Source organism: Roseibium algae (assembly GCF_037783265.1).
Lineage (GTDB): Bacteria > Pseudomonadota > Alphaproteobacteria > Rhizobiales > Stappiaceae > Roseibium > Roseibium algae.
Window position 1 is genome coordinate 63919 of the sequence record NZ_JBAKIA010000006.1, and the last position, 24556, is coordinate 88474.

The 24556-nt window shown below is 55.0% G+C and carries 23 protein-coding genes and 1 other RNA gene; 21 read left to right on the forward strand and 3 right to left on the reverse strand.

Features of this window, described 5'->3' with window-relative positions; all coding sequences use genetic code 11:
• Window positions 1–128: 128 nt before the first annotated feature.
• Complete coding sequence (locus tag V6575_RS11265; RefSeq protein ID WP_340274430.1) at window positions 129–815, reverse strand: MBL fold metallo-hydrolase; 687 nt, start codon at window positions 813–815, stop codon at window positions 129–131.
• A 171-nt stretch (window positions 816–986) separates the two neighbouring features.
• On the opposite strand from V6575_RS11265, the gene V6575_RS11270 reads away from it, so the two are divergent.
• The 7 genes from V6575_RS11270 (at window position 987) to arsH (ending at window position 6191) form a co-directional block, all read left to right on the forward strand.
• Window positions 987–1982 carry a TRAP transporter substrate-binding protein gene (locus tag V6575_RS11270; RefSeq protein WP_340274431.1) on the forward strand — a complete coding sequence of 332 codons (996 nt, stop codon included), beginning with the start codon at window positions 987–989 and terminating at the stop codon, window positions 1980–1982.
• A 99-nt stretch (window positions 1983–2081) separates the two neighbouring features.
• Window positions 2082–2639, forward strand: a complete 558-nt coding sequence (locus V6575_RS11275; protein WP_340274432.1) for a TRAP transporter small permease — start codon at window positions 2082–2084, stop codon at window positions 2637–2639.
• Complete coding sequence (locus V6575_RS11280) at window positions 2639–3943, forward strand: TRAP transporter large permease (RefSeq protein ID WP_340274433.1); 1305 nt, start codon at window positions 2639–2641, stop codon at window positions 3941–3943. The genes V6575_RS11275 and V6575_RS11280 overlap by 1 nt, the downstream gene beginning before the upstream one ends.
• A gap of 145 nt (window positions 3944–4088) precedes the next feature.
• Window positions 4089–4622: a winged helix DNA-binding protein gene (locus V6575_RS11285; RefSeq protein WP_340274434.1), complete on the forward strand. Its 534-nt coding sequence runs from the start codon at window positions 4089–4091 to the stop codon at window positions 4620–4622.
• 90 nt (window positions 4623–4712) lie between these two features.
• A complete protein-coding gene (locus V6575_RS11290; RefSeq protein ID WP_340274435.1) occupies window positions 4713–5045 on the forward strand; it encodes an ArsR/SmtB family transcription factor in 333 nt (110 codons plus the stop codon).
• A gap of 4 nt (window positions 5046–5049) precedes the next feature.
• Window positions 5050–5463 (forward strand): arsenate reductase (glutaredoxin), encoded by a 414-nt coding sequence (gene arsC, locus V6575_RS11295; protein ID WP_340274436.1) that lies wholly within the window; start codon window positions 5050–5052, stop codon window positions 5461–5463.
• Window positions 5464–5498: 35 nt separating this feature from the next.
• Window positions 5499–6191 (forward strand): arsenical resistance protein ArsH, encoded by a 693-nt coding sequence (gene arsH / locus V6575_RS11300; protein ID WP_340274613.1) that lies wholly within the window; start codon window positions 5499–5501, stop codon window positions 6189–6191.
• A 42-nt stretch (window positions 6192–6233) separates the two neighbouring features.
• On the opposite strand, the gene V6575_RS11305 is transcribed toward arsH, so the two are convergent.
• Window positions 6234–8345 (reverse strand): putative bifunctional diguanylate cyclase/phosphodiesterase, encoded by a 2112-nt coding sequence (locus tag V6575_RS11305; protein ID WP_340274437.1) that lies wholly within the window; start codon window positions 8343–8345, stop codon window positions 6234–6236.
• A 326-nt stretch (window positions 8346–8671) separates the two neighbouring features.
• Between V6575_RS11305 and V6575_RS11310 the strand changes: the two genes are divergently transcribed.
• The 3 genes from V6575_RS11310 (at window position 8672) to V6575_RS11320 (ending at window position 11123) form a co-directional block, all read left to right on the forward strand.
• A complete protein-coding gene (locus tag V6575_RS11310) occupies window positions 8672–9364 on the forward strand; it encodes a TerB family tellurite resistance protein (RefSeq protein WP_340274438.1) in 693 nt (230 codons plus the stop codon).
• Window positions 9361–10119: an N-acetylmuramoyl-L-alanine amidase gene (locus V6575_RS11315; RefSeq protein ID WP_340274439.1), complete on the forward strand. Its 759-nt coding sequence runs from the start codon at window positions 9361–9363 to the stop codon at window positions 10117–10119. The genes V6575_RS11310 and V6575_RS11315 overlap by 4 nt, the downstream gene beginning before the upstream one ends.
• Window positions 10120–10628: 509 nt before the next feature.
• A complete protein-coding gene (locus V6575_RS11320) occupies window positions 10629–11123 on the forward strand; it encodes a lytic transglycosylase domain-containing protein (protein WP_340274614.1) in 495 nt (164 codons plus the stop codon).
• Window positions 11124–11197: 74 nt separating this feature from the next.
• Here the strand turns inward: V6575_RS11320 and V6575_RS11325 are convergent, their stop codons facing one another.
• Window positions 11198–11869, reverse strand: coding sequence for a pyridoxamine 5'-phosphate oxidase family protein (locus V6575_RS11325; protein WP_340274440.1), 672 nt, complete (start codon window positions 11867–11869; stop codon window positions 11198–11200).
• Window positions 11870–11954: 85 nt separating this feature from the next.
• On the opposite strand from V6575_RS11325, the gene pdxR reads away from it, so the two are divergent.
• From pdxR to V6575_RS11380, 11 genes are all read left to right on the forward strand, one after another.
• Window positions 11955–13418, forward strand: a complete 1464-nt coding sequence (gene pdxR / locus V6575_RS11330) for a MocR-like pyridoxine biosynthesis transcription factor PdxR (protein WP_340274441.1) — start codon at window positions 11955–11957, stop codon at window positions 13416–13418.
• Between the two features lie 75 nt (window positions 13419–13493).
• Window positions 13494–13915, forward strand: an RNA gene (gene rnpB, locus V6575_RS11335) — RNase P RNA component class A.
• A 391-nt stretch (window positions 13916–14306) separates the two neighbouring features.
• Window positions 14307–14777, forward strand: a complete 471-nt coding sequence (locus V6575_RS11340) for a division/cell wall cluster transcriptional repressor MraZ (RefSeq protein ID WP_340274442.1) — start codon at window positions 14307–14309, stop codon at window positions 14775–14777.
• Window positions 14774–15814: a 16S rRNA (cytosine(1402)-N(4))-methyltransferase RsmH gene (gene rsmH, locus V6575_RS11345; protein ID WP_340274443.1), complete on the forward strand. Its 1041-nt coding sequence runs from the start codon at window positions 14774–14776 to the stop codon at window positions 15812–15814. The genes V6575_RS11340 and rsmH overlap by 4 nt, the downstream gene beginning before the upstream one ends.
• A gap of 4 nt (window positions 15815–15818) precedes the next feature.
• Window positions 15819–16175, forward strand: a complete 357-nt coding sequence (ftsL, locus tag V6575_RS11350; RefSeq protein WP_340274444.1) for a cell division protein FtsL — start codon at window positions 15819–15821, stop codon at window positions 16173–16175.
• An 11-nt stretch (window positions 16176–16186) separates the two neighbouring features.
• Complete coding sequence (locus tag V6575_RS11355; RefSeq protein WP_340274445.1) at window positions 16187–17899, forward strand: peptidoglycan D,D-transpeptidase FtsI family protein; 1713 nt, start codon at window positions 16187–16189, stop codon at window positions 17897–17899.
• A gap of 84 nt (window positions 17900–17983) precedes the next feature.
• Window positions 17984–19468, forward strand: a complete 1485-nt coding sequence (locus V6575_RS11360) for a UDP-N-acetylmuramoyl-L-alanyl-D-glutamate--2,6-diaminopimelate ligase (protein ID WP_340274447.1) — start codon at window positions 17984–17986, stop codon at window positions 19466–19468.
• Complete coding sequence (locus V6575_RS11365; RefSeq protein ID WP_340274449.1) at window positions 19465–20895, forward strand: UDP-N-acetylmuramoylalanyl-D-glutamyl-2,6-diaminopimelate--D-alanyl-D-alanine ligase; 1431 nt, start codon at window positions 19465–19467, stop codon at window positions 20893–20895. Before V6575_RS11360 ends, V6575_RS11365 begins: the two co-directional genes overlap by 4 nt.
• Before the next feature lie 10 nt (window positions 20896–20905).
• Window positions 20906–21991, forward strand: a complete 1086-nt coding sequence (mraY, locus tag V6575_RS11370; RefSeq protein ID WP_340274450.1) for a phospho-N-acetylmuramoyl-pentapeptide-transferase — start codon at window positions 20906–20908, stop codon at window positions 21989–21991.
• A 6-nt stretch (window positions 21992–21997) separates the two neighbouring features.
• The gene (murD, locus tag V6575_RS11375) at window positions 21998–23398 is read left to right on the forward strand and encodes a UDP-N-acetylmuramoyl-L-alanine--D-glutamate ligase (protein WP_340274451.1); all 1401 of its coding nucleotides are present in this window, start codon (window positions 21998–22000) and stop codon (window positions 23396–23398) included.
• A complete protein-coding gene (locus V6575_RS11380; RefSeq protein WP_340274452.1) occupies window positions 23398–24555 on the forward strand; it encodes an FtsW/RodA/SpoVE family cell cycle protein in 1158 nt (385 codons plus the stop codon). The genes murD and V6575_RS11380 overlap by 1 nt, the downstream gene beginning before the upstream one ends.
• Window position 24556 lies beyond the last annotated feature (1 nt).

The window sequence follows — 24556 nt, forward strand, 5'->3', positions numbered from 1 at the left end:
TTATCAAATCACATGCTGACATATGATTGCTTTGCTGGCTATTCATACACGCCGAGGGTTCAGGCACATAAAACTGGATCTTAAAGAAGCACAGTCCCGCTTTTTTGATCGTGATCATCCCTTTGATCTTAGCGGATCAGGAGGGGCAGTTCCTGAACATCGGTCCAGCTGATTGCACCGGCTTCATCCTTGTAAAGGGTTGGGAAATGGCCAGGGACGATGGTCCGGCCTCTGCGCAGCACCTGCTGGATGGATGCCTTGCCGCGCTTTTGCGGATCAATTTCCATGTCGGGGATGCCGGAGAGGGCTTCACGGGCGGTCTTCAGGGCATCAGCTGCCAGAACAACGGGACTGCCATTCGTTGTCAATTCCAGCGAGACATGTCCCGGCGCGTGACCAGGTGTCGGGAAGAGAGTGACGCCCGGCAATATTTCTGCTTGGCCATTGACCAGCTGAACGTCGCGCTGGGCAAGCAGCGCTGGCATGTAGCGCGGCGTTGCAGGGTCATCTTCAAAGGGCGCTTCGATGTAATCCCGCTCGTCCTGGCTCATGAGAATGGGCGCGTTCGGGAAGACATCCATGTTGAGGACATGATCGAAATGGGCGTGCGAGAAAATCAGAAGGTCTATGTCGGAAGGTTTCAGGTCTTTGCGCGCCAAAGCTTCCAGCAGGAGGCGCCGGGTGGTTCCGTGTCCGCAATCGAAAAGGGCGCGCTTCCCAGCGGCCTCAATCAACACAATTGAGGAAATGCCAAAAAAACCGCCCTCGAATGCAAGGCTGGAGCCGGGAACCAGGACGTCATAACTCGTGGCCATAACATTGCTCTCCATATGGATTTTTTCGACAGATTTAAGTCATTTTGATAATTTGTCGATAAATTGTTGATGTTTGTGAATTGTGCGGCTAGCGTAGGGCTATCACAGTCTGGATGAAACAGTCAGGCGGTGTAAACGAGGACAAAGTCCCGCTTCCAAGAGGAGAATAAAATGCTGCATACAGGTCGTATTTCGGTGGCGGGCGCGCGTTTGGTCGCTGCTGCTGCTTTTGGTCTTGCCGGTTTGACAATGGCATCGGCCGAGACAAAATGGGACATGCCGACGCCTTATGGCGATAGCAATTTCCACACTCAGAACATTGCCAAGTTTGCTGAAGAAGTGACCGAGAAGACTGACGGATCCCTGGCTATCCAGGTTCATTCCGCAGGTTCCTTGTTCAAACACCCGGAAATCAAGAACGCTGTCCGCAAGGGACTTGCTCCCATTGGGGAAGTGCTGATTTCGCGCCTTTCCAACGAAGATCCGGTTTTCGGTGTTGATAGTGTTCCATTCATGGCCGCTTCTTATGATGCGGCCTGGAAACTCTATCAGGCGTCAAAGCCTGCATTGGAAGAAAAGCTTGCAGCGCAGGGCCTGCAGCTTCTCTACACAGTGCCATGGCCACCACAGGGCATCTACGCCAAGAAGGACATCAACACGATTGATGACCTGAAGGGCCTCAAGTTCCGTGCCTATAACGCCTCAACCGAACGCTTGGCGCAGCTCGCTGGTGCGGTTCCGACCCAGGTCGAAGTTCCGGATTTGCCGACAGCTTTTTCCACGGGCCGTGTTGAAGCGATGATCACGTCGCCGTCGACGGGTGCAAATTCCAAAGCCTGGGATTACCTGGATCACTACTACGACACGCAGGCTTGGCTGCCTAAGAACATGGTGATCGTCAACAAGGGCGCATTTGACGCTCTGTCTGACGCTGAAAAGGCCGTTGTTCTGGAAGCTGCTGCAACAGCGGAAACACGTGGTTGGGAAGCATCAAAGGCAGAAACAGCTTCGAAGACCAAGATCCTGAAGGACAATGGCATCATGGTTGCTGCTCCTTCGGAAGCCTTGCAGGCTTCATTGAAGGAAATTGGCGCGACCATGGTTGGTGAATGGCAGGAAAGTGCCGGTGCTGATGGCGTTGCCATCGTGGAAGCGTTTTCCAAGTAAGCACTGTTAGAGCAAGCCTGGTCCAGGTTCATGATCTTATTCATGAAACCCGGGTCAGGCTTCTTTTTTATAATCTTCCCTGCACTGGAGACCCTGCCAATGCGTGCCTTTCTTGACGGGCTTTATCGGCTCGCGGGCGGTCTTGCGGCCACCTGTCTCGTTACCATCGCCCTTATGGTTGTGGCCCAGGTTCTCGGACGCCTGATTGATGGCGGACGCAAGCTGTTAGGCATGGAGCCTCTGGGGCTGCTGGTGCCATCACTTGCCGAGTTCGCCGGGTTCTTGTTGGTCGGAGCCTCGTTTCTGGCGCTGGCCTCGACCATGCGCATGGGGGATCACATCCGGGTCTCCATTCTCCTGCAACTGGTGCCGCCAAAATTCACCCGGTTTTTTGAGTTCTGGTGCCTTGCGGTTTCACTGGCTCTTCTGACCTATTTCAGTTGGCATGCAGGCTTGCTTGCCTACGATAGTTATCTTTATCACGAGGTGTCATTCGGCATTATTCCAGTGCCCTTGTGGATCCCGCAATCGGTGATGACCCTTGGCGTTACGGTGTTTGCCATTTCCCTGGCGGATGACCTTTTGGGCGTACTTTTAGGGCGATCACCAAGTTATGCCGTTGCAGAGCGCGGCGATGCGATTGAGGGAGTGGAATAATGGACCTTTCCCTCATTGCCTTTTGTCTTGGCATTGGCATGCTGGCGGCACTGGCCACCGGCATCTGGGTTGCTGTGGCGCTGTTTGCCGTGGCTCTTGTTGCCATGATGTTGCTGGTGTCAGCGCCCACCGGGGCGGTTCTGGCCACCACGGTCTGGGGGGCTGCCAACTCCTGGGACTTGACGGCACTGCCCATGTTCATCTGGATGGGTGAGATCCTGTTTCGCTCGCGCTTGTCCGAAGACATGTTCGCAGGCCTTTCTCCCTGGATGCGAAACCTGCCAGGGCGTTTGCTGCATGTGAATATTCTGGGCTGCGGCATTTTCGCGGCCGTCTCAGGTTCTTCTGCAGCCACCACGGCGACGATTGGGAAAATGTCGCTGCCAGAATTGAAACGGCGCGGCTATGACGAGGTTATGGCAATCGGAACCCTTGCGGGCTCCGGCACGCTTGGTCTCCTGATCCCTCCGTCCATCATCCTGATTGTCTATGGCGCTGCAACGGAACAGTCCATCGCGCGGCTTTTCATGGCAGGTATTCTGCCAGGCGCCATGCTGTGTCTTCTGTTCATGGGCTATGTTGCCATCTGGGCGAGCCTGAACCGGGCCAAGATGCCGCCTCAGGAAGAGCCTGTTCCGTTTGTCGAGCGGTTGAAAGCCACACGGCGTTTGTTCCCGGTGATCGGGCTGATTGCTGGCGTGATCGGGTCGATCTACGCAGGCCTTGCCGCGCCGACGGAAGCTGCTGCCATCGGTGTCGTTCTGTCTCTCTTGCTGTCCTGGGCTTCGGGTACATTGAACCGCAAGAGCTTCATGGATGCTTTGATGGGGGCAACGCGCACATCCTGCATGATTGCCTTTATTCTGGCAGGGGCTGCCTTCTTGACGGTCGCCATGGGCTTTACCGGCATTCCGCGCGAGCTTGCTGGCTGGATCGGCTCTCTTGGGCTCTCGCCTTTGCAGTTGTTGGCGGCACTGACGGTGTTCTTCGTGGTGCTTGGTTGTTTTCTCGATGGTATCTCGGTTGTGGTGCTGACCACATCTGTCATCTTGCCGATGGTTCAGCAGGCTGGTCTGGATCTCATCTGGTTTGGCATTTATCTGGTTCTGGTGGTTGAAATGAGCCAGATCACGCCGCCGGTTGGCTTCAACCTCTTCGTTCTGCAAGGCATGACAGGTTACAACATCTTCAAGGTGGCCAGGATGGCTCTGCCGTTTTTCCTTCTGATGGTGCTTGCTGTCGTGTTGATTATTGCCTTTCCAGGTCTGGCGCTCTGGTTGCCGGAGAGTATGCTGTCCAAATAGGAAAGCTGCTTGATAGGCTGACAATGGGAGCCAAATTGGATTGTTTCTGACTGGTTGGTATTCCCGCCAAATGCGATAAATTGCATAGGATACGCCAGAAAAGATTCGGCAATGCGAAGCCGGGCGATATCGTGAGGGAGCAGATATGAGTGATGACATTCCAGCGGCGCGCAACAGCATCGGCCCTGTGGTCTCAGCCTCTCATCTGGCTTCGGGGGCGATGCCCGCGCTGTCAGAGATTGAATTTGCCGTGACCATGATGGTCAATGCTTATCAGCGTTGGATGGTGCGTTGTATGGCGGCAAGCGGCAGCGAAGGTTTGAGCGCCCTGGACGTGCAGGTTTTGCACTCTGTCAATCATCGGGGCAGGGTGAAGACCTTGGCTGATCTCTGCCTGGTGCTGAATATCGAAGATACCCACACTGTGACCTATGCTCTCAAAAAGCTTGAGAAAAGTGGCTTGGTTGAATCTGGGCGGCGGGGCAAGGAAAAGATCGCGAAGATCACCGCATCGGGTGAAAACGCATGTCTCGAGTACCGACGCCTGAGGGAAGCCTTGCTGGTTGAGCCAATGAAGGCGCTTGGTCTTGATGAGAATGAGCTGTCTAAACTGGCAGCCACTCTTCGCCTTGTTTCTGGCAATTATGATCAGGCAGCCCGCGCCGCCGCTGCGATGTAATATAATCCCCATGCAGTTTTAGTTAAATCGTAACTTCGATTTTTGTCTTTTCATTCTTGTATAATACAAAATTTCTTGTAGTATCGAAATATGAATGATGCTGATGCTGTAAAAGCCCTTGGGGCCCTTGCGCAGGGAGATCGCCTTGCGGCCTTCCGGCTCTTGATGCAAGCGGGTCCGGATGGGCTGGCTTCGGGGGAAGTCGCTGGAACGCTGGCCATTGCGCCAACGCGCATGTCTTTTCATCTCACCACGCTCGAGCGGGCAGGCCTTCTGGTCACTCGCCGGGAGGGTCGCCGGATTGTTTATTCGGTTGCCTTTGAAAAAATGCGCGGGCTGCTTGGTTTTTTGACCGAGGACTGTTGCGGTGGGCATCCGGAAATTTGCGGCGTATCAAGCCGCCTGAACCAAGAGGACTGCTGAGACGATGGCCATTTCCATCTATCATAACCCAAACTGCGGGACTTCCCGCAACACCCTGGAGATGATCAGGAAGTCGGGCGAGGAACCGACGGTCATTGAATATCTCAAGACCCCGCCAAGCCGAGATGAATTGGTTCAGCTGATCCAGCGGATGGGCATCTCTGCGCGTGATCTTCTGCGCCAGAAGGGAACACCGTTCGATGAGCTGGGGCTTGCATCTGATACCTGGAGTGATGATCAGCTGATTGATTTCATGATGGAGCATCCAATCTTGATCAATCGTCCTATCGTTGTGAGTGACAAGGGCGTTGCCCTTTGTCGGCCGTCTGAAAAAGTCCTGGAACTTCTTGATGTCGAGGCCGTTGGACGGTTTGTGAAGGAAGACGGCGATGTTGTGAATGGCGAGGCAAGCAAGTGAGTGATGGTTCTTTGCCGGATGCTGCGTTTCCTGCGTTGAGCGCCGACCTTCTTCCTGAAATTGATGAAGCGCGATTGTTTGCTGCCTCAGAGATGGATCATCCCCCCCGGATCTTGCTGCTTTATGGATCCTTGCGCGAGCGATCCTACAGCCGCCTTTTGAGCGAGGAGGCTGCACGCCTTCTGACGCGGTTTGGGGCCGATGTGAAAATTTTTGACCCGTCCGGTTTGCCACTTCCCGATGATGAAGGTCCAGAGCATCCCAAGGTTCAGGAATTGCGCGATCTATGTGCCTGGTCGGAAGGACAAGTCTGGTGTTCGCCGGAACGCCACGGGGCAATGACCGGCATCTTGAAGGCTCAAATTGACTGGATACCCTTGAGCCTTGGCGCTGTTCGCCCGACACAGGGCAAGGTTCTTGCGCTCATGCAGGTCTCTGGCGGGTCCCAGTCCTTCAATGCACTCAATCAGATGCGGGTTCTTGGTCGTTGGATGCGCATGGTGACGATCCCCAATCAGTCATCTGTGCCAAAAGCGTTTCTGGAATTCGAAGAAGATGGCCGGATGAAGCCGTCTGCTCTTTATGATCGTGTCGTCGATGTGATGGAGGAGCTGGTGAAGTTCACATTGCTCTTGCGCGGACGCTCGGACTATCTGGTTGATCGATATTCTGAACGCAAAGAGAGTGCCAAGGAATTGTCCGAAAGGGTCAATCAGCGGGCTATTTAATGCTCCGGGGGAGGCAAACGGCAGTTGTCGGGCTTGCCCTGGTTACTGTTCGTCCCGGAGCAAGAGTTCCATATCCTTGACGGCTTTGTCAGTGGTTTCCTTGTGCGGTGCAGGCTCACTGAGCTGGATCGGCTCGGCTGCTTCGGGGATTCTGCTGTGGAGTTGGCGTGCCAGCGGATCTATGAGCATCGGATCCTGAGCTTGCCGCGCCCTGAGGGTTTCATGGGACTTCACTGAGGCCGGTCTGCCGAGCAAGAAACCTTGAACCAGATTGCAGCCGGCTGCGCGCAGGAGCGTTACCTGTTCCGCGTTTTCAACGCCCTCAGCGGTGATCAAGACGTCGAGTGAGCGACCGATGCCAACGATTGATGTCACAATCGCATCAGTGTACGTGCTCTTGCCCAAGTTCTTGATGAAGCTGTGGTCAATCTTGATTTTGTCGAACGGGAACCGGCTCAGGTAACTCAGCGATGAATAGCCTGTCCCGAAGTCGTCCATTGCGATTGAAACACCCATTGAACGAATGTTTTTCAGCGTTTCAACGACCGCTTTCGTGTTTGCGATCAGGATGTTTTCGGTAATTTCAATTTCCAGGCGTTCGGGCGCGAGTTTGCTCAAGCGCAGGGCTTCGGCAACCTTTTGCTCTGTCACGCCGGGAATGAATTGATCGGCTGACACATTCACCGCCACGCAGAGGCTGGTATCTTCCCAGCTTGCGGCCTCCTTGCAGGCATGGACGAGAACCCAATCACCAATCGCTTCGATCAAGCCGCAATCCTCAGCGACAGGAATGAAATTGTCAGGTGAGATCGTGCCTTTGGAGGGATGCTCCCATCTTATCAAGGCTTCGTAAGCCTTCAATTTATTGTCGATGAGGGAATACTGCGGCTGGTAGAGGATGTCGAATTGATCAAATTTAAGGGCCTTGACCAGATCGGCTTCGATTTCCTTCCGCTTTTGTGCGTCAACATCCATGTCCGCTGTATACCAAGAGAAGGTCGAACGACCGGAGTGCTTGGCGCGATAAAGGGCCAGATCGGCGCAATGCAGCAGTCGTGAAGCACGCCAGTTGCCGTCTGTTGCCCGCGCAATGCCGATGGAGAGAGACATTTTCAGCTCCTTGCCATCGATCACGCAGGGCGCTTTGGTGGCGGCAATCATATCGGATGCGAGTTTGGTCAACCTAGCAACATCGGAAACGGACTTGATCATCACAGCGAATTCATCGCCGGAGAGGCGGGCCACCAGATGATTGCCAAAGACGGAGCGCAGGCGGTCTGAAATGACCTGAAGGAAGATGTCGCCGGTTCCATGGCCGTAAGTGTCGTTGATCGCCTTGAATTTATCGACGTCGATCAGCATTACGCCCATGTTGGTCGCCTTTGCCTGAACCTGGCGAAGGGATTCATTCAGCTTTGCGCTAAAGACCGCGCGATTGGGCAGTCCCGTCAAAGGGTCGTGATGGGCGAGATACTCAATGTCCTGGTTTTTCTTGATCTGGTCATGAAATCGCATCCACAGCAGAAGTGCTGCGAGTGAGAAAGAGGCGAGGCACAGAACGGAAATGACGATACTTCCAACACCTGTAATCGTCGCCAGATTGCTGATTTGGGGCGAATGATCAGCGACAATGATCATGGCACCGTCAGGCTGCCCGGCAAAGAAATGCGGTACGATGACAAACGATCTGCGGTTCTTCTGGCCGAGCCAATCCATGCCCAATTCGGTGAAGGGGGCGGTTGCCTTTGGAAGCTGGGCAAGAGTTTGACTGAGGCTGGCCTCTGAAAGTCCGCTGTTTTTGACAAATTGCTTCAGCTGCGGAGAAAAGATCGGACTTTGGGAAAGTTCATTTTCAGAGGCGATGTAGACAGAGATCAATTCTGAGGGGGCCAGCGCTCCGGACAGGGATGCGTTGAGCAAGTTTGAAACTTCGGTAGCAGGATTGGCTGTGAGGGCTTTGGGTGAAACCTCTGGCGTGTTGCCTTTGGACAAGCGCATTCCGGACGAGGGACCTGGATCCTGCGCATTCCTGACTTTGAACAGGGTCGCGAATTCCTGTGAGCTTCCGGTGGAGGAAATTGCGTTGCTAATTTGCTGAAGCGTTTGATTTATATTGTTACTGAGGAGCCAGTGGCTGAGTCCACGGTTCGTCATATAGATACTCATTGCGAGCAAAAAGACGAGCGAAGCTGTGAACAGGAAAAGCAATATATTCCCACGCTTCATAGCTAGTTTCATGTGCTAGGCTTCTCTGCAAAAATGACAATTGATGCTAGGTTAGTGTTTATTGGTTTAACCATCGTGAATCTGGCTGTCTTGCAACCCTGAATTTGTTTGTGCGAAGGCGCGCCAATATGGCCCTTTTGCCGGGCTTCCACTTGCGAAGTTCTCCCGATAAGACCGACAGTGTTCCGGGCTGGTTTTGATTCCATCGCCCTTTGGGTGATTGGTTTTCTTAAGGCCTCGACGAGGAGTGTGACTTGAACGTTTGGAGCAGCCTTGCCAGCATCGTCTCGGCAATCGGATCTGGTGGCGCTCAGATCGTTGATCGGCTTGTCCAGCTTGTCCTGGAAAAACCTGAAGGGGTCAACACGGTTGGCTTTACGGTTGCGATGATCGCCTTGTCAGCGAAAATGGCCAAGGCTGATGGTGTTGTGACTGCCGATGAAATTTTTGCTTTTCAAGAGCTTTTTGAGGTTCCTGCTGGCGAGGAACGCAATGTTGCCAGGTTGTTCAATCTTGCGCAGGAAGATGTTGCGGGCTTCGATGTTTATGCCAAGAAACTGGCCGATTTGTTTCCTTATGATCGTCTTACATTGATCGACATTCTCGATGGCCTTTTTCACATTGCCAAGGCAGATGGCCTCGTTCACGAGAGTGAAGTTGGCTATCTTTCGCGTGTTGCAGAAGTGTTCGGCATTGATGACCGGGAATTTAAACGGATTATGGCGCGCCACGTGCGCGAAGATGGCAACCCTTACGCGGTGCTCGGGCTTGGCCCTGAAGCAAGCGATGGGGAGCTCAAGGCCTGGTATCGCCGTGAAGTTCAGGAAACGCATCCGGACAGATTGATTGCCCGAGGTGTTCCAGAGGCGTTTGTGCGGATTGCAAATGACCGGCTCGCTGCCTTGAATGTGGCCTGGGCCCAGATCAGTGCGGAGAGAGGCCTGTGAGCGCAGCAACGGACACGGGTGTAAAAGCTCGAATTCACCCCTCGCCGAACCACGGTGAACGGCCTGAGGGTGCCTCGGTCAACATGTTGATCCTTCACTACACGGGGATGAAAGATGGGGAGGCGGCATTGCGCCGTCTTTGCGATCCGCGTGCAGAAGTGTCTGCGCATTATCTCGTGCATGAAGACGGCAGTGTTCTGCAGTGCGTGCCGGAGGCGCGCAGAGCCTGGCATGCAGGCCAGAGTTTCTGGAAAGGCGAGCGCGATATCAACTCCATATCGATTGGAGTTGAGATTGTTAATCCGGGCCATGAATGGGGCTATCGGGAGTTTCCCGATCTGCAAATCGAGGCGGTCATGAGCCTATGCGCTGATATCTGCCAAAGACACGCCATATCCCCTTGGATGGTGCTGGCGCATTCAGACATTGCACCAGCGCGTAAGGAAGATCCGGGCGAAAAATTCCCATGGGACCGGCTGGCTGAGAATGGCATTGGCCATTATGTGGAACCTGCGGCGGAGAGCGCTGGCTTGTTCATGCAGTTCGGAGAGACTGGCCAGCCTGTGGAAGCGGTGCAGTCCATGCTTGCGATCTATGGTTATGACGTCGACATATCGGGCGAGTTCGACGACAAGACCAGAGATGCAGTGACTGCTTTTCAGCGTCATTTTCGGGCAGGTAAGGTTGACGGAGTGGTTGATCAATCCACCGTTGAGACTTTGCACAAATTGCTGTCCGGACTGCCTCGTCTTTAGAGAACTGTGGTCCTAAGTCTGTTGTATCGGTGCCATGCTTCAGACGGGGACAGGCTGAATTTTGTATGCTGCATTGCGACATGCAGTAATGCCAAGTGACACGGTAATGATATACTATTGTCATATTTTGTTTTATTTATGCCGCAATTATGCCTGTTTCTGCAGAAATTACGCATTATTTGCCCGAATTACCGGCATTTGTTTGTTATATATTGAAATATATCGTGATTATTAGGGGCTGAATTTCGTCCAATAGCCCGGTCATTTCTCCGGTCAGCAAAGCGATATCCAATTTTCTAGACAAAAAAGGTCTCGACTGAATGTTTAAGTCGACAAATACTGTTCTCTTGGCTGCATGCCTGGCGTTCACAACACTGGCAGCAGTTAGCTCGTCTCATGCATCCTCATCAGGTTCCGAGCTCGTGCGCCCAGAGCCGCTTAAGGTTCGCAAGAGCGATGGCGCTGAGCCCAAAGAGGCCATTGATTCAAGGCGCAGCCAGGGCGATGTCATTCGGGTCATCAATGCGGGCAAGGATGTTACAACTGCCTCAAAGAATGGAACGGAGCAGGCTGCCTCACTGAAAGGCAAAAAGACGGCGTCCCGCAGCAGCAAGAAGACATCTGCGCGTCGGTCTTCTTATGCTAGCATGATCAAAACGGCTGCTCGCAAACACGGCGTTCCGCTTAAAATTGCCAAGGCAGTGGTGCAGGTCGAGAGTAACTTTAATCCGCGTGCCCGTGGCAGTGCCGGTGAAGTTGGTCTCATGCAGATCAAGCCAGCCACTGCGCGAGGTATGGGATACCGTGGGTCAACCAGAGCGCTTTACGATCCGAAGACGAATCTTGAATGGGGTATGAAATATCTGGCAGGTGCCCATCAGCGTGCCTCTGGCGATGTCTGCGGCACGATCCTGCGCTATAATGCAGGTCATTATGCCAAGCGGATGAACCCTGTCAGCCGTCGGTATTGCCGCAAAGTGAAGACCATTCTGTCTTCCAGCTAAATTTTCTGACAGCTTCCCATCGGGTTTAACCCCGCGCCAGTGGCGCGGGGTTTTTTGTGCCTGAGGTGCTGAGGTCAAGCAAATTTCTGTTTTGCATTCCTGATGGAATTGGGGACCGGCAGATCATCCTTGATCAGCGGATCAGCCAAAGGTTCTGCAATTGCGGTTGTGACAGGGACGACGCCGGCCCAGATATCAAGTTCGAGATCTTCCGGGTCATCAACAGGCTGTCCGGTTCGCACCTTGGTGGCGACGTCTTGGATCTCCACAGCCAGAATACCGGTGCCTTTGAGCTCCTTGGCGAGCATAGGCCGACTTTCACTCCAGCGACCTGGCAGCATGTGATTTGTGATCGCAGCCATTGCTGTTGTCTTTTCCTGACCACTCATGACTGGCCGCGCAGACCCATGCACTATCGCGCAACGATAATTCATGGACAGGTGGAACGCGGAGCGTGCGACCACGAGGCCGTCAAGGAGTGTCACAGTGAGTGTTATTGGCGTCCCATTGCTCTGCTGTTTGATAATGCGGGTCGTGCTTGCGCCGTGGATAAAAAGGACATTGTCAATGCGGGCGTAGACCATGGGTATAACCATTGGTCTGTCTTCCGAAATGAAGCCAACATGGGCGATGAGGCCCTTGTCCAAAATGGAATAAGCCAACTCCCGATCGTAGCTGCCACGGTTCATCTGGCGAATTTGTGCATAGCCTGGGCGGTTTTTTGAAGCCTTGTTGTCTTGTGTCATGAGGTGTCTCGCGTCTCTGGTTTGAACTTGTCGTGAGATGCTTTGCTGTATAATCTGGATCTACAAAAGATCCGGATATGGAAAAATGAAAGTACCAGATATATTGGACGGGCTTGTGAGTCTTGACCGCCAGGCATCTGTTCCGCTTGGCCAGCAGATCTATCGGGCCATTCGTTCGGCTGTTGGCAATGGGCATTTCAAGCCGGGTATGGTCTTGCCGTCGTCTCGTGATCTGGCAAACCGCCTGGGCGTTTCGCGCAACACTGTCAATGTGGCTTTCGAATTGCTTCAGGCAGAATCCATTGTGACGGTAGGGCCCGGACGGGCGCGTATCATCTCGGACAGTGCGGTTTTGGAGGGCGAAGGCCGCAGCCTGCCCAGTGCTTCAGGTTCGGCAAAGCTATCTGCACGGGGGGCGTGTCTTGCTGCCGATTTGCGCGGTGATAATTGGGCTTTTCGCCATGGGGCGTTGCAGCCAGGTGCACCGGCACTGGATTCTTTTCCGCATGATCTTTGGGGGCGGTTTTTACGCCGCGCAGCGCGCAGAACCTCACAACCTGAATTGCTTTATGAAAATGCAACAGGTCATCCAGAATTGACCCATGTCTTGTCTGAATATCTTGCCAGCGAGCGGGGTGTAAGGGCTGAGCCGCATCAGATTATTGTCACAGGGTCCATGCAGGCTTCACTTTCCGGTTTGTCTCAGGCTCTTGCGGACCCCGGTAATCTCGCCTGGATCGAGGATCCTGGGTATCTTGGCGCACGGACCGCCTTTGTCGGTGCTGGCTTGTCTGTGCATGGAATGCCTGTCGATCATGACGGGGCTGTGGTTGATGCGATGGCAGATCATGGATCTTCGCCCAAGCTGATCTACGTCACACCATCCCACAGCTATCCGTTCGGCAGCCGAATGACGTTGGCGCGTCGTCTCAAACTGCTGGAGGTGGCACGGGAGCGGGGAGCGATTATCCTGGAAGATGACTATGACAGCGAGTTTTTGTTTGAGGGGCGGCCCATCGCAGCGTTGCAAGGTTTGGCGCAGGCAGATGAGGTGATCTATCTGGGCACATTTTCCAAAAGCTTGCTGCCTGGTCTTCGCGTGTCCTATTGTGTTGTGCCGGATCATTTGGCTGATGGCCTGCGACGAGTTTTCCGGCAGACCGGACGCCTTGCCAATGTACATGCGCAGATTGCTCTCGCCGATTTCATTTCGTCTGGCGAATACCGGGCGCATTTGAAGCGTATCCGCCAGCTTTATCAGGTGCGGGGCAGGGCATTGGTTCAAGCGCTGAAATCACGGCTCGGCAATGCCCTTTTTGTTGAGATACCAACCGGAAATGTTCAGATTGCTGTTCGGTTTCGCGGAGCTCTGGACGATGGGCTTTTGGCAAAGAAGCTGCAGGCACGTGGCTTTGCTGTTTCGCCCTTAAGTCCGTGCTTCCTTGATCGTCCTGTCGAGCCGGGTCTGATCATTGGTTTTGCAGCGGCGACATCGGCTCAAATCGAGGCCTTCGCGACAGCGCTGAGTGAATTGCTTGAAGGAGGATAATAATTCAACGTTTGCAGGGACGGCATCGGCCTCACTTGCTTGACCTTAATCGCAATCCCACCTAATGCAGCGGAGCCAGTCGGCCGGACAGCTGCTGCCGCAAGTGCCGAAAGGCCGCGGGGGAGGAAAGTCCGGGCTCCACGGAAACACGGTGCCGGGTAACGCCCGGCGGGGGTGACCCTAGGGAAAGTGCCACAGAAAGCAAACCGCCCCGGATGCAGGTCTTGAATCTGTTGGCGGGGTAAGGGTGAAAGGGTGGGGTAAGAGCCCACCGCGCGTTCGGCAACGAAGGCGGCACGGTAAACCCCACCGGGAGCAAAACCGAATAGGGGTGGCGCGGGCAAGAACTTCGGTTTGAGCTCAGGTTTGTTTCTGGACCAGTCACCCGGGTAGGTTGCGAGAGGCGTTCGGCAACGGACGTCCCAGATGAATAGCTGTCGCGTGCGGGATTTCGGTCCCGTGCCTTACAGAACCCGGCTTATAGGCCGACTGGCATTTAACTTGATCCTGCTGCTCTTGAGGCAGCATCTCCCAGACATGAACCTGTCCACAGTTTTGCGCAGTGTCGCCAGGCTTCTGCGTGGTCTGATCAAAGGCCTATTTTGCGGTTTCTGGATTCCGATTCTTCTTTGTTGTCAAGGCTTCGTTAACCATGCAATGCCATGTTTGACGTAAGGGATGAATGGGCGCGCTGGATGGCCGGAATCCAGTAGATTCCATTGACCTCCCATGAAATCCCATGTTATCCCATAAAGACCCAGAATATGGGGCGGTGAACCGTGTCGGAGCCAAAGGCTCCCATGTCAGCTGTCTTTGACCGCAGGCTGTCCAAATCGTTTTGGGTCAAGTTGGGCTTCATCAGGTTGAGAAACCTGCAAAGAGGATCTTATGGCCGGTTTCGTTTCGCATTTTACCAATCGGCTGGACGCCAAGGGTCGTGTTTCGATCCCTGCGCCTTTCCGTGCGGTTTTGGCGCGCGACGGATTTGAGGGCCTCTACTGCATTGCCTCGCCCCATACGGCGGCGGTGGATGCTGGTGGCAATGAGTTGCTTGGTGAGATTCAAGCCCGGCTGGATGCTTTTTCAAAGTTGTCCCCGGACCATGATGCATTGGCCGTTGCTCTCTTTGGGGCGAGCGAAACACCGAAGATTGATAGTGACGGGCGCATGATGATTTCAGACCTGGTGCGAGAGCAGACCGGCGTAACCGACCAAGTGACCTTTGCCGGGCTCGGGTATAAATTCCAGATTTGGCAACCAGAGAGATTTCGCGAGTACCGCGCTGAGGCCTCCAAGCGCGCGCTTGCGATGTTGTCGGGGCAAATTGCTCCGGTTCAACTGCCAGGAGATCCGGCATGATGGCGCTCGGCGAACTGGGCTCTGCTCATGACGCTGGCGGACCAGCGCGCCATGTGCCGGTTCTCCTTGAGCCTGTATTGGACAATCTTGCGCCACAGCCAGGCGAGATCATTGTGGACGGCACTTTCGGTGCTGGTGGCTACAGTCGTGCCCTGCTTGAGCGCGGTGCGCAGGTTATTGGCATTGACCGGGATCCGGATGCCATCGCTGGCGGCCAGGAACTGGTAAAGGCTTCTGATGGCAAGCTAAAGCTCGTTGCAGGGCAATTTGCCGATCTCGACAAACATGTGCGTGCCTGTGGATACGACGGTGTTGATGGTGTGGTGCTCGATCTGGGTGTTTCTTCCATGCAGCTTGATCAGGCTGAGCGCGGGTTCTCCTTCATGCGCGATGGACCGCTGGACATGCGTATGGAGCAGGCCGGGCCGTCTGCTGCCGATGTTGTCAATGAGCTGCCTGTGCGAGACCTGATCCGGATCATCGGTCTTCTGGGCGAAGAAAAGCGGGCCACAACGGTGGCTCATGCGATTGATAATGCGCGCAAGGTCAAGTCGTTTAGCCGAACCGCTGAGTTGTCTGCGCTGGTTGAGAAGGTTCTCGGGCGGTCTCCCAAAAAGGCACAAATCCATCCGGCGACACGCACCTTCCAGGCCTTGCGGATTTATGTGAATGCTGAACTGCATCAGGCGGCCAAGGCATTGGGAAGCGCCGAGCAGATCCTGAAGCCAGGCGGACGTTTGGTTCTGGTGAGCTTCCACTCACTGGAAGACCGGCTGGTAAAACGCTTTTTTGCTGACCGCTGCAAAACGCGCGGCGGCGGCTCCCGGCACATGCCGGAAGAAGATGTGCCGCCAGCCACGTTTGAGATGCTGACCCGTAAGGCTGTCGACCCAACTGCAGACGAGGCTGGTCTCAATCCACGTGCCCGATCTGCAAAGCTTCGTGCAGGACGCCGAACAGATGCTGATGCGCGAGATCTTGATATTCATTCCATTGGTGTGCCGCGGCTTGCCGAGTTCAACGGGCTAGGGGGCTGAGACCATGGTTCGCTACATCAACATCTTTTTTATACTTCTTGTCGTGGTTTGCGCCGCTGCCGTCTACGATATGAAACTCGCTGCCAAAAAGTCTGCGTCGTATGTGTCGGAACTCCAGCGCGAAATTGAAGCCGAGCGCGAGACGCTCCGCAATTTAAGGGCTGAATGGAGTGTTCTCAATCAGCCAGAGCGGCTTCAGCGCCTGGTTGAACGTTACAATGAATACCTCGAGCTTCAGCCGCTTGATGTTCATCAGATCGTCAGGGCTGAAGAGTTGCCTGCGCGTCCTGTCATGCTGGAGCCTATTGGCGGGTCGGATCATATGGGCGGATACGCCGGCTCTTCAACGGCCGTGAGATAAGGGGGAGATAAGTGACCACAACAACAGAAACCATCTCCTTCTTGCAGGTGCGTCCACGTCGTCAGCGGGCGACAGGGGGGTCTATTTCCTCGGGGGCTGTGAAGTCCCGGGTGTATGTTGCCATGATGGCCTTTGCCTTTGTCTACCTGGCGATCGGTGCCAAGCTTGTGATCCTGGCTGGCATGGAAGAGGCACCTTCCGCAGCCTGGGTTTCAGCTCAGGATTCCGTGTCCGCCTCTCGTCCGGATCTAATCGACCGCAATGGCGAGATCCTGGCGACGGATATCAAGACTGCTTCTCTTTATGCAGAACCTCGCCGCATCCTGGATGTCGATGAGGCTGTTGAAGGGCTGATGCGGGTACTGCCGGGTCTCGACAGGGCTGTGGTACGTCGTCGCCTCGACAGCCGTGCCGGTTTCGTCTGGCTGAAGCGCGAATTGTCGCCGGGGCAGGCTGACGCTGTTCATAACCTTGGCTTGCCGGGCATCGGCTTTCTATCCGAAAGTCAGCGCTTTTATCCTGGCGGGCCAACGGCGGGCCACATTGTTGGTTCCGTCAATGTCGACAACGCTGGCTTGACCGGCATTGAAAAATACATCGATAAGGAATGGTTGGGGGATCTGAGGGAGCTCGGTTTCGCTTCTGATCGGACGATGGAGCCGGTTAAGCTTGCCATGGACCTTCGGGTTCAGCACGTGGTGCGCGATGAATTGGTCAAGGCCATGGATCGGTTCAAGGCAATTGCTGCTGTTGGTATCGTTCTGGATGCGAAGACTGGTGAAGTTGTCGCAATGTCGTCGGTACCTGATTATGATCCAAATGACAGATCGCAGGCTCTCGATCAAAACCGTTTGAACCGGGCAACTGGCGGGGTCTATGAAATGGGCTCCGTCTTCAAGACGTTCACCATGGCGATGGCTCTTGATTCCGGTAAGGTTGCGATCAACGATAGCTTTGATGCCTCACGTCCGATCCGGGCCCATGGCCGGACGATCACGGATTTTCATGGCCAAAACCGTATCCTGACCGTGTCCGAAATTTTCAGGTATTCGTCCAATATCGGTACCATCAAGATGATGCTGGCGACTGGCATCAACAAGCAGCGCGAGTTCATGGAGCGCCTTGGCCTGACGCGCCGTCTCAACACCGAACTGCCAGAAAATGCAACGCCGCTTCTGCCACCTAAGTGGAACGAACTGGCCGCTATGACGATCTCTTTCGGGCACGGTATTTCCGTTACGCCTATGCAAACGGCTGTCGCAGCTGCGGCTCTTGTGAACGGTGGGACCTTGTTGCCTCCGACCTTCCTGCCACGCTCTCGCAAAGAGGCCGAGGCATTGGGCCGCCGGGTTATCTCGGAGAAAACCAGTCAGGCTCTGCGCTATCTGTTCCGCCTGAACGTCATTTCAGGGTCCGGTCGTCGTTCGGATGTGCCAGGTTACACAGTTGGCGGCAAAACAGGTACGGCTGAGAAAATCGAGAATGGCCGATATGTTAATGACAAGCGGCGTAATTCGTTCTTGTCGGCCTTCCCGATGGATGATCCACAGTATGTCGTTCTTGCGGTTATTGATGAGCCCAAGCCTGAGCGTAAAGGCCTACCTGCAACGGCTGGCATGAACGCAGCCCCAATTGTGGGGGCGATCATTCGCCGGGCAGCGCCGATGCTGGGTGTGATGCCGCGCTTCGGTAAGGGGGAAGAGGCGATCAAAATATCCTATTAACGGTCTGGGGATGCTGGCGGGGTCGCAACCGTTATCCAGTTCCAAGGGACCTTAGACGATGCACAAACCGGGCTGACGTTTGATATGCAACTTGACCAACTCGCTTCGGGCTTGACCGCTCCGGACCTGGATCTGCCGAATGGTTTCGGGGATCTCGCTATTTCCGGCCTGACTGCTGATAGCCGTGAGGTGAAGCCGGGCTTTCTGTTCGCCGCTCTCAAGGGTGTTCAGGTGGATGGAACCAAATTTGCCGGGAGCGCTGTCGAGGCTGGGGCTGTTGCTGTCTTGTGCGCGTCTGAAGCCGTTGCCCGATTGCAATCTGAATTGCCGGGCGATGTGGTTGTCATGGGCAGCTCAGACCCACGCCGCGCGCTGGCCTTGCTGGCAGCGCATTTTCATTCTGGCCAACCCCAGATCCTGGTGGCTGTCACCGGCACCAGCGGCAAGACATCCGTCGCGCATTTTGTGCGCCAGATTTTTCAGTCCGCCGGTCATGCGGCTGCAAGTCTGGGCACCATCGGAACCGTCACTGCAGACGGACGGGTTTATGGTGGCTTGACGACACCGGATCCCGTCGCGTTGCACGCCGAGCTTCACAAGCTTGAAAATGATGGTGTCACGCATGTTGCGCTGGAAGCTTCAAGCCATGGTCTTGATCAGCATCGCCTCGACGGTGTGAGGATCGCAGCGGCTGGGTTTACCAACCTTGGTCGCGATCATATGGACTATCATTCCACCATCGAGGACTACCTGAGCGCCAAGCTGCGTTTGTTCAAGGATCTTCTGCCCAATGGCGGTGCTGTTGTCGTTGATCCGGGTGAAGCCTATGCAGATCGTGTAATCGCAATCGCTCAGGAACGTGGTTTGCACCTGTTTACCGTTGGGGAGACCGGCAAGGACATCACGCTGACAGGTTTGCGCCAGGCAGGGTTCGGTCAGGTGCTGAACCTGCAAACGCCGCGCGGTGAGTTTACTGTTACGCTGCCTCTGATTGGGCGCTTCCAGGTTTCAAACGCACTCATCGCCGCAGGCCTGGCCATCGCCGTTGGTCATGAAACAGGGCTTGTTCTGCGAGCTCTGGAAAATCTGAAGGGGGCACCAGGGCGTCTTGAATTTGCGGGACGCACTCAAAATGGTGCCATGGTCGTGATTGATTATGCGCATAAGCCCGACGCGCTCGAGAATGCTCTGGCGGCTCTTCGCCCTTTCACTGATGGAAAACTTTCGGTCATCATTGGAGCCGGTGGAGATCGTGATCCGGGCAAAAGGCTCTTGATGGGGCAAGCTGCTGCGGAAAAAGCTGATCTTGTGATTGTCACCGACGATAATCCACGCAGCGAAGATCCGGCACTGATCCGCAAGGCTGTTCTGGAGGGGGCACCGGATGCACTTGAGGTCGCAGACCGCGGGGAAGCAATTCGTACAGCGATAAGCCGCCTTCAGCAAGGAGATGTTTTGTGTGTCGCTGGAAAAGGTCATGAAACGGGCCAGATTGTCGGCGACACGGTACTTCCCTTTTCCGATCACGAGGCCGTGGTAAAGGCCATAGCCATGGGAGGCCATGAATGAGCGAGCCGCTCTGGACACTTGATGACTTTCTGGCAGCGACCGGCGGTGAAAAGCGCGGCGATGCGGCAGATACCGTGACCGGCATTTCCATCGACAGTCGAACGCTTGAACCCGGTGAAGCGTTCATCTGCATCATCGGTGATCGGTTTGACGGTCATGACTTTGTTGCTGCTGCATTTGAAGCTGGTGCTTCATTGGCCTTGGTGGCTTCTGACCGTCTGGCTGATCTGCCTGCAGATGGTCGTTATGTTGTCGTTGAGGATCCGCTCGAAGCGCTCCGGCAGCTTGGGATTGCCGCGCGCGCTCGCACCGAGGCAAAAATCATTGGTGTGACCGGCTCCGTCGGTAAAACCGGGACGAAGGAAGCCTTGCGTCTGTGTCTGGAGCGATCCGGCAAGGTTCATGCCTCTGTTGCCTCGTTCAACAATCACTGGGGTGTGCCTCTGACATTGGCAAGGATGCCAAGGGATACCGAATATGGTGTCTTTGAAATTGGCATGAACCACGCGGGTGAAATCACACCACTTGTCAAAATGGTTCGGCCCAATGCGGTCATCATCACGACCGTAGAGCCGGTCCATCTTGAGTATTTCGGCTCCGTTGAGCGCATTGCTCAGGCGAAAGCAGAGATTTTCGTGGGTCTTGAACCGGATGGGGTGGCCATCCTCAATCGTGACAATGACCAATTTGATTTGCTGGCATTCCTCGCAGGTGCTGCCCGGGTTCCGCGGATCAAGACATTTGGTGAAACCGAGACCGCAGATACAGTGTTGGAAAAACACATTCAGCAGGCCGGTGGATCAAGCGTGAATGCACGGGTTCTCGGACAGGAGATTACCTACAAGATTGGTGCGGCCGGACGGCATCACGTCAAAAACAGCCTTGCGGTGTTGACTGCGGTTGTCGAGGTGGGGGCTAACCTTGCCATGGCAGGCCTTGCGCTGGCCGATATGCACGCTCCCAAAGGGCGTGGTGAGATGAGCCGCCTGGGACTTGGCGGCGGACACGCTTTCCTTGTCGATGACAGCTACAACGCCAATCCTGCCTCTATGAAAGCAGCCCTGGCGGTAATGGGTGAAACGCCTGTGAAGCGTCCTGGCCGAAGGATCGCAGTCATCGGTGATATGCTCGAACTCGGAGAGGACAGTGGCGCGCTTCATATTGATCTGATGACGCCGCTTAAAGACGCTGAGATCGATCTCGTATTTTGCGCCGGTCATTATATGCATGAGCTATGGACCGTGCTGCCCAAGGCGATGCGTGGTGCTTATTCAGATCTAGCGTCTGGTCTCAAAGACATGCTGTTTGCCGACATTCGCCCCGGCGATGTCATCATGATCAAAGGATCGCTTGGCACCCGCATGGGACCGCTGGTGGATGCATTGAAAAAAGAATTTCCGCTCGAGGACGACACCGAGGCGGCATAAGGACGGCTGAATGTTTTATTTTCTCGGCGAATTTGCCGACCAAGTCTCTGCCCTGAACGTCTTCAGGTACATCACCTTCCGAACGGGAGGTGCGATCATGACCGCGCTTCTTTTCGTGTTTCTGTTCGGACCGAAAATCATTGCCAGCTTGCGGCTCCGGCAAGGCCATGGCCAGCCTATTCGGGAAGATGGGCCTGCCGGGCATTTGCTGACCAAAAAGGGCACGCCGACTATGGGCGGCCTGATGATCCTGTCAGGGGCTCTGGTCGCAGCGCTGCTTTGGTCTGATCTGTCCAATCCCTATGTGTGGATCGTGATCGGAGTGACCGTCGGGTTCGGAGCCATCGGCTTTTATGATGACTATTTGAAAGTCACCAAATCGTCCCACAAGGGCTTTGGAGGCAAGGCAAGACTTGGGCTTGAATTTCTGATTGCCGGGCTGGCTGCCTATGCTGTGACGACTTTGGACAATGCGCCGTTTTCAACGTCCATCGGCTTTCCGTTCCTGAAAGATCTCACGCTTAACTTTGGCATCATGTTCATTCCATTCGCGGCATTTGTAATGGTTGGTGCGGGCAACGCGGTGAACCTGACTGATGGTCTTGATGGCTTGGCCATCGTGCCGGTGATGATCGCCTGTGCGTCGTTTGCCTTGATTGCTTATCTGACGGGCAACGCGGTTTTTGCAAACTATCTTCAGATCCATCATGTGGCCGGAACGGGTGAACTGGCGGTGATCGCGGGCGCTGTAATTGGAGCAGGGCTTGGGTTTCTCTGGTTCAATGCGCCTCCTGCTGCCATCTTCATGGGGGACACGGGGTCTCTTGCGCTTGGGGGCATGATCGGTGCGATTGCCGTTGCGACCAAACACGAGATCGTTCTGGCGATCATCGGTGGCTTGTTTGTGCTGGAAGCTGTCTCTGTGATCGTTCAGGTGGTGTCCTTCAAGTTGACAGGCAAACGGGTCTTTCGAATGGCTCCGATCCATCACCATTTCGAGTATCTCGGCTGGACAGAATCTCAAGTTGTGATCCGCTTCTGGATCATTGCCGTGGTTCTGGCATTGGTCGGCCTTGCCACCTTGAAGCTGAGGTAGGCAGGTATGATCCCGGTCACTTCCTTTTCTGGCAAACATGTGGTGCTGTTCGGCCTCGGCGGATCAGGCCTTTCGACCGCGCGAGCGCTGCTCGCTGGCGGCGCTGAGGTCACCGTGTGGGATGATGCAGACGTGCGCGTTGTTGCTGCCAGGCAGGAAGGTCTGAACGCGGCTGATTTGAGGGATGCCGACTGGTCCTCGTTCGATGCACTGGTCTTGGCCCCGGGTGTTCCCTTGACGCATCCCGTCCCACATTGGACGGTTGACTTGGCAAAGGACGCGGGCATCGAGGTTATCGGTGATATCGAGTTGTTCTGTCGTGAGCGCCGGATGCTTTGTCCGGATGCACCTTTGATCGCGATTACGGGAACGAATGGCAAGTCTACCACCACTGCTCTGATTGCCCATTTGCTCAATGCACTCGGTGCAGATGTACAGCTCGGCGGAAACATTGGAATTCCGGTGCTGGATCTGGAGCCGCCTCAGTCCGGGCGTCATCATGTAATCGAATGCTCATCTTACCAAATTGATCTGTCGCCGGGTCTTGATCCCAGTGTTGGCATTCATCTGAACCTGTCGCCGGATCATCTGGATCGGCATGGCTCGATGGAAAATTACGCAGCGATCAAGGAACGGCTCGTCGCTGGCAGCCGGATTGCCGTGGTTGGCGTCGATGATGGCCTGTCTGCGGAGATAGCAGACCGGCAAGACCTGGCTCGTATGCCGGTTCGCCGGATTTCCGGGGATTTGGATTTGCCTGATGGGGTCTTTGTCAAAGGCACATCTCTATATGAGGCGCGCGACGGGGCGCAGGTGAAGGTGGGTGATCTGGCCGGGATCGATAGCTTGCGCGGACAGCATAATGGGCAAAATGCAGCCGCGGCATTTGCAGCACTTCGGGCTCTTGGATTCGAGAGCGAGGCGATTGTTGCAGCGTTCCGCAGTTTTCCCGGTCTTCATCACCGCATGGAGCTGGTCGCACGATCTGGCCGTGTGCTGTTTATCAATGATTCCAAGGCAACCAACGCTGATGCGGCCGCACGTGGGCTCGACAGCTTTGACCGGATTTACTGGATTGCTGGCGGCAAGCCCAAAGCAGGCGGCATCGCGTCTCTGGACCAGTTCTTCAGCAAGATTGCAAAAGCCTATCTGATTGGGGAGGCGGCGGATGAGTTTGCCGCAACTCTCAACGGCAAGGTTGATGTGGTTGTGAGCGATACAATTGACCGGGCTGTTGTTGATGCTGCCAGTGATGCGGCGCTCGACGGTGCGGCTGAAGTTGCCGTGCTTTTGTCTCCTGCCTGTGCTTCGTTTGACCAGTTTGCGAATTTTGAGCTGCGGGGCGATGCCTTTGCTGCCGCTGTGCGTGACCTCGACATGGTTCAGATAAGCCAGGGAGCCGATTGATGGTCAGTCGCGCAGATCGCAGTCGCTTCGCCGAATGGCTCTGGACAGTTGATCATTATCTGCTCGCAGCCTTTCTGCTGTTGATGTTTGGTGGTGTGGTGCTGTCATTTGCTGCCAGTCCACCTGTGGCGGAACGGATCGGCGTTGAAACGTTTTTCTTCGTCAAACGGCAAGCCCTGTTTCTGGTGCCAGCCATTTGCATCATGTTGGCGGGGTCTCTGATGACGCCGCGCATGGTTCGGCGCATGGCTTTGCTGGTGTTTGTGATAGCCCTTGTGTTGATGGTCGCGACCTTGTTCCTCGGTATGGAAGCCAAGGGGTCTCGACGCTGGATTTATATTCTTGGTTTCTCGCTGCAGCCCTCGGAATTTTTGAAGCCTGCATTCGTGGTTCTGATTGCTTTTCTATTGTCCGAATCTGGCCGTCGTCGGGAAGTTCCGGGCGTTCTGTTCGCTGTGCTGCTGTTCGCCATGTGTGCGGCCTTGCTGATTGCGCAGCCGGATTTCGGGCAGACAATGTTGCTGGGCATGGTTTGGGCCAGTCTTTTCTTTTTGAATGGATTGCCCTGGTTTGCCATTGCCGGACTGGGCGTCGCCGGTGTGGGGGGGCTGACAGCTGCTTATTTCTTCCTGCCCCATGTGACCGGACGCGTGAACCGGTTCCTGGACCCAAGCACTGGTGATACCTATCAGATTGATACTGCCATGGAGGCCTTTCTGGCTGGCGGCTGGTTTGGCCGTGGTCCGGGGGAGGGAACGGTGAAACGCATCCTGCCCGATAGCCATACGGACTTTATTTTCGCGGTCGTCGCCGAGGAATTCGGGATTATCATTTGCTTGTTTCTGGTGTCGATTTTCGCGTTCATCGTGATTCGCGGGCTATCTCATGCCAGTCGGGATCAAGATGCTTTCGGGCGTCTTGCGACCGCCGGCCTGGTGGTTCTGTTCGGTTTGCAGGCAACCATCAATCTGGCTGTGAACCTGAACCTGATACCTGCCAAGGGCATGACCTTGCCATTTATTTCCTACGGTGGGTCGTCGCTGATGTCCTCTGCAATGGTTGCCGGAACGATCCTGGCTTTGACCCGTAAACGACCCCGACCGTCACAGGGCGATGGTGTCACCGTCAGCAGATTGTCTCCATCGAGCCTAATGTGAG

Bases quoted from the DNA above. Each gene is read 5' to 3' on its own strand.
- V6575_RS11265 (WP_340274430.1), bottom strand. From the start codon at position 815: ATGGCCACGAGTTATGACGTCCTGGTTCCCGGCTCCAGCCTTGCATTC.
- V6575_RS11270 (WP_340274431.1), top strand. From the start codon at position 987: ATGCTGCATACAGGTCGTATTTCGGTGGCGGGCGCGCGTTTGGTCGCT.
- V6575_RS11275 (WP_340274432.1), top strand. From the start codon at position 2,082: ATGCGTGCCTTTCTTGACGGGCTTTATCGGCTCGCGGGCGGTCTTGCG.
- V6575_RS11280 (WP_340274433.1), top strand. From the start codon at position 2,639: ATGGACCTTTCCCTCATTGCCTTTTGTCTTGGCATTGGCATGCTGGCG.
- V6575_RS11285 (WP_340274434.1), top strand. From the start codon at position 4,089: ATGAGTGATGACATTCCAGCGGCGCGCAACAGCATCGGCCCTGTGGTC.
- V6575_RS11290 (WP_340274435.1), top strand. From the start codon at position 4,713: ATGAATGATGCTGATGCTGTAAAAGCCCTTGGGGCCCTTGCGCAGGGA.
- arsC (WP_340274436.1), top strand. From the start codon at position 5,050: ATGGCCATTTCCATCTATCATAACCCAAACTGCGGGACTTCCCGCAAC.
- V6575_RS11305 (WP_340274437.1), bottom strand. From the start codon at position 8,345: ATGACGAACCGTGGACTCAGCCACTGGCTCCTCAGTAACAATATAAAT.
- V6575_RS11325 (WP_340274440.1), bottom strand. From the start codon at position 11,869: ATGACACAAGACAACAAGGCTTCAAAAAACCGCCCAGGCTATGCACAA.
- pdxR (WP_340274441.1), top strand. From the start codon at position 11,955: ATGAAAGTACCAGATATATTGGACGGGCTTGTGAGTCTTGACCGCCAG.
- V6575_RS11340 (WP_340274442.1), top strand. From the start codon at position 14,307: ATGGCCGGTTTCGTTTCGCATTTTACCAATCGGCTGGACGCCAAGGGT.
- rsmH (WP_340274443.1), top strand. From the start codon at position 14,774: ATGATGGCGCTCGGCGAACTGGGCTCTGCTCATGACGCTGGCGGACCA.
- ftsL (WP_340274444.1), top strand. From the start codon at position 15,819: ATGGTTCGCTACATCAACATCTTTTTTATACTTCTTGTCGTGGTTTGC.
- V6575_RS11360 (WP_340274447.1), top strand. From the start codon at position 17,984: ATGCAACTTGACCAACTCGCTTCGGGCTTGACCGCTCCGGACCTGGAT.
- V6575_RS11365 (WP_340274449.1), top strand. From the start codon at position 19,465: ATGAGCGAGCCGCTCTGGACACTTGATGACTTTCTGGCAGCGACCGGC.
- mraY (WP_340274450.1), top strand. From the start codon at position 20,906: ATGTTTTATTTTCTCGGCGAATTTGCCGACCAAGTCTCTGCCCTGAAC.
- murD (WP_340274451.1), top strand. From the start codon at position 21,998: ATGATCCCGGTCACTTCCTTTTCTGGCAAACATGTGGTGCTGTTCGGC.
- V6575_RS11380 (WP_340274452.1), top strand. From the start codon at position 23,398: ATGGTCAGTCGCGCAGATCGCAGTCGCTTCGCCGAATGGCTCTGGACA.